Origin of the sequence: Flavobacterium psychrophilum DSM 3660 = ATCC 49418 (genome assembly GCF_002217405.1) — a bacterium.
GTDB classification, from domain to species: Bacteria; Bacteroidota; Bacteroidia; order Flavobacteriales; family Flavobacteriaceae; genus Flavobacterium; species Flavobacterium psychrophilum.
Map to the genome: position 1 here is coordinate 1 of NZ_MUHE01000074.1, position 2,847 is coordinate 2,847.

The 2,847-nt window shown below is 33.7% G+C and carries 4 protein-coding genes and 1 other RNA gene; 4 read left to right on the forward strand and 1 reads right to left on the reverse strand.

Translation table 11 applies throughout. From position 1 onward, the window contains the following. Positions 1 to 216: hypothetical protein (locus tag B0A57_RS12345; RefSeq protein ID WP_207758889.1), on the forward strand; the 216-nt coding region annotated here is incomplete at its 5' end. Between the two features lie 308 nt (positions 217 to 524). Beyond that, positions 525 to 1,214, forward strand: coding sequence for a response regulator transcription factor (locus B0A57_RS11890; RefSeq protein WP_034098285.1), 690 nt, complete (start codon positions 525 to 527; stop codon positions 1,212 to 1,214). Here B0A57_RS11890 and rnpB read toward each other — a convergent pair. After that, an RNA gene (gene rnpB / locus B0A57_RS11895) (RNase P RNA component class A) lies at positions 1,214 to 1,533 on the reverse strand. The genes B0A57_RS11890 and rnpB overlap by 1 nt on opposite strands. Positions 1,534 to 1,874: 341 nt before the next feature. On the opposite strand from rnpB, the gene cas9 reads away from it, so the two are divergent. Both cas9 and B0A57_RS11905 read left to right on the forward strand, forming a co-directional pair. After that, entirely contained in the window at positions 1,875 to 2,501 is a 627-nt protein-coding gene (gene cas9 / locus B0A57_RS11900; protein ID WP_038466921.1) for a type II CRISPR RNA-guided endonuclease Cas9, read from the forward strand. 86 nt (positions 2,502 to 2,587) lie between these two features. Further along, positions 2,588 to 2,847 (forward strand): transposase (locus B0A57_RS11905; RefSeq protein WP_207758890.1); only part of this gene is annotated, 260 nt, incomplete at its 3' end.

Consider the following 2,847-nt stretch of genomic DNA (forward strand, 5'->3'; position numbering starts at 1 on the left):
TCTTTGGTTTTTTTTGAAGCATTGCTAATTGTTGGGGGTTTGCGGTGGCTAAAGCTGTTTTGTGGTGGTTCTTTATATAGTATAGTCTTTTGGTATGTCGATGATACTGTTTTGAATGGTGTATTCTTTTTTATAAATGTTGTTTCTTGGATGCTGCGCGTGAGGGATAGTAGTGGAAAGCCCACAGCCCGACGAAGGAGGTGCGAGGACTTGTAACGGATAGCCCGACCCGAGGAGGAACGACGACGGGGCACGCCCAAAAAAAATAAAAAACATACCTTATATATGATACTTGTTTTATGGGGTTTGGGGATCTAAGTTTATAAACTTGTGGGGAAATATTAAAAGTAGGATATTTGTCGTTTAAAAATAGATAGAAAGGCAAGATTATTTTGTGGATTTTATGAAGTTGTTATTGTCTGAAGTGATAGTGGGTTATTTTGGATTGATTTCTTATAAAAAAATATTTAATCCTTGTGCGTTTCTTAATTTCGTATTTATTAATTGAATTTAAAAGCCGATAAATGAAAAAAGTACTACTTGCCGAAGATGATTTTGATTTTGCTGATGTTTTAAAACAATATCTGGAGCTATATAATTACGATATTACTTGGGCTAAAGACGGGGAAGAAGCCTTACTCCTATTTGAGAATGAAACTTTCGATATTTGCGTGTTTGATATCATGATGCCAAAAATGGACGGTTTTACACTAGCCCAAAAAATAATTGATATGAATCCTGAAACACCATTTGTTTTCTTAACTGCCAGAAAACTCAAAGAAGACAAACTAAAAGGATTGCAATTGGGTGCCGATGATTATATTGTAAAACCTTTTGAAGCCGACGAATTGGTCTTGCGATTAAACAATATTTTGAAAAGAGGCGAGCAAAAAAATCAAACAACTTTTTCAGGCGATGAAATAACAATTGGTAATTATATTTTTGATCCGAATAGGTTAGAATTAAAGTTAGGTAATCATACACAAAGGCTTACAGCAAAGGAAGTTGCTGTTATTTTGTTTTTTCTAAAAAATAAAAACAAACGCATAAAACGAAATGATATTTTGCAACATATTTGGGGAAATGACGATTTCTTTTCAGGAAGAAGTATGGATGTTTTTATAAGTCGAATTAGAAAATATTTCTCTAGCGACAACCGAATTACTATTGAAAGTATTCGCAATGTAGGTTTAGAATTTAAGATTATAACCTAAAAAAAAGCAGACCTATAAGCCGGATTCTGTTCTCGATATTACTAACGATACCTTATCATTTATCTAGGCTTGCAATTACTCACAAGCTCCATCTTTCTACCCTTCAGCAACGGACGAGAAGCCCTTAACTACCGATATACTTGAAATTTCACCGCATAGAGTTTACCTGGTTTCACTACAGCATTACCTGTACATACTTTCTGTTGCACTTGTCCTAACCCCAATAAATTGGAGCCGACGGGTGTTACCCGCTATGCTTCTCTCTGGTGTCCGGACTTTCCTCCCCCAATAAATTGGCGACGATAAGGCGGTCTGCGCTGCAAAAGTAGTTTTTTTAGGAGCCAATCCCGCTATCCGTTGCAATCTTTTTTCGGCGAAAAGCCTCAAAAAGGATTTTCACTACTATCGGGGCTAGGGCATTGCGGTAATAAAACAACATTTTCACAAAATACCTAAATAAAAAAGCGACCCTTTAGAGGCCGCTTTAAATGTTTTCACAACGGAATAATCCTTATTGTGAATTGCTTCAAAATTGTAGTACAATACTACAACTTTTTTTTTATATATAATAAAAATGTATCTAAATAATATTAATTATCTTACATTTATAGTTAAAAATAAATCTAGACAACTAGAATAATTAAAATATAAGCAAGTACAATGAAAAAAATATTAGGATTAGATTTAGGAACAACATCTATTGGATGGGCGTTTATAAATGAGGCAGAAAACGAGATTGAAGTGTCTTCAATTGTAAATACAGGCGTTCGCATTGTTCCACTTACTACAGATGAAGAATCTGATTTCAAAAAAGGCAATACAATTTCTATAAACGCAGATAGAACTTTAAAACGTGGCGCAAGAAGAGGTTTGCAACGATTCAAACAAAGAAGAGAAGCTTTATTAGAAATATTCAGCAGAATAAAATTCATTGCGACTGATTTTGTTTATGCAGAAACTGGTGCATCGACAACTTTTTCTTCGTATCAATTGAGAGCTAAATCGGCTGTTGAAGCCGTTACAAAAGAAGAATTAGTTAAAGTTTTATTAATGCTTAACAAAAAAAGGGGGTATAAAAGTAGCCGAAAAGCAAAAACTGCCGAAGAAGGCAATGCGATTGACGGAATGAAAATTGCCAAAGAAATTTTTGAAAACAATTTAACTCCAGGACAATGGGTATATAATTCTTTATCGAAAGGTGGCAAATTTATTCCTGATTTTTATCATTCCGATTTGCAGAAGGAATTAGAGAAGATAGGGCAGTATAACACAAAGTGTGTAAGTTAAAAAGTTATTCTGAAAATTTGAGCTAATTCAAAAAGCTCAAAAATTTTCGGAAATAACTTTTTAACATTTTATATATTTACATAGTTATGATTGAAAGAGACGACTTATTAAACAACAAGGAATTCTACAAATCCTTTAAAAATGGAGAAGATTTAACTTCATTTTTTAAACAAATGCACAAACGAGCAGTTGAACATATGCTTGAAGCAGAACTTGATGCACATTTAGACAATGAAAAACATCAAAAAACCTTCAATGGTAATTACCGTAATGGACACGGAACCAAGAAAATAAAAACTTCCTTTGGTGAAGATGAAATTAAAGTTCCAAGAGATCGAGACGGTAG

Bases quoted from the DNA above. Each gene is read 5' to 3' on its own strand.
- cas9 (WP_038466921.1), top strand. From the start codon at position 1,875: ATGAAAAAAATATTAGGATTAGATTTAGGAACAACATCTATTGGATGG.
- B0A57_RS11890 (WP_034098285.1), top strand. From the start codon at position 525: ATGAAAAAAGTACTACTTGCCGAAGATGATTTTGATTTTGCTGATGTT.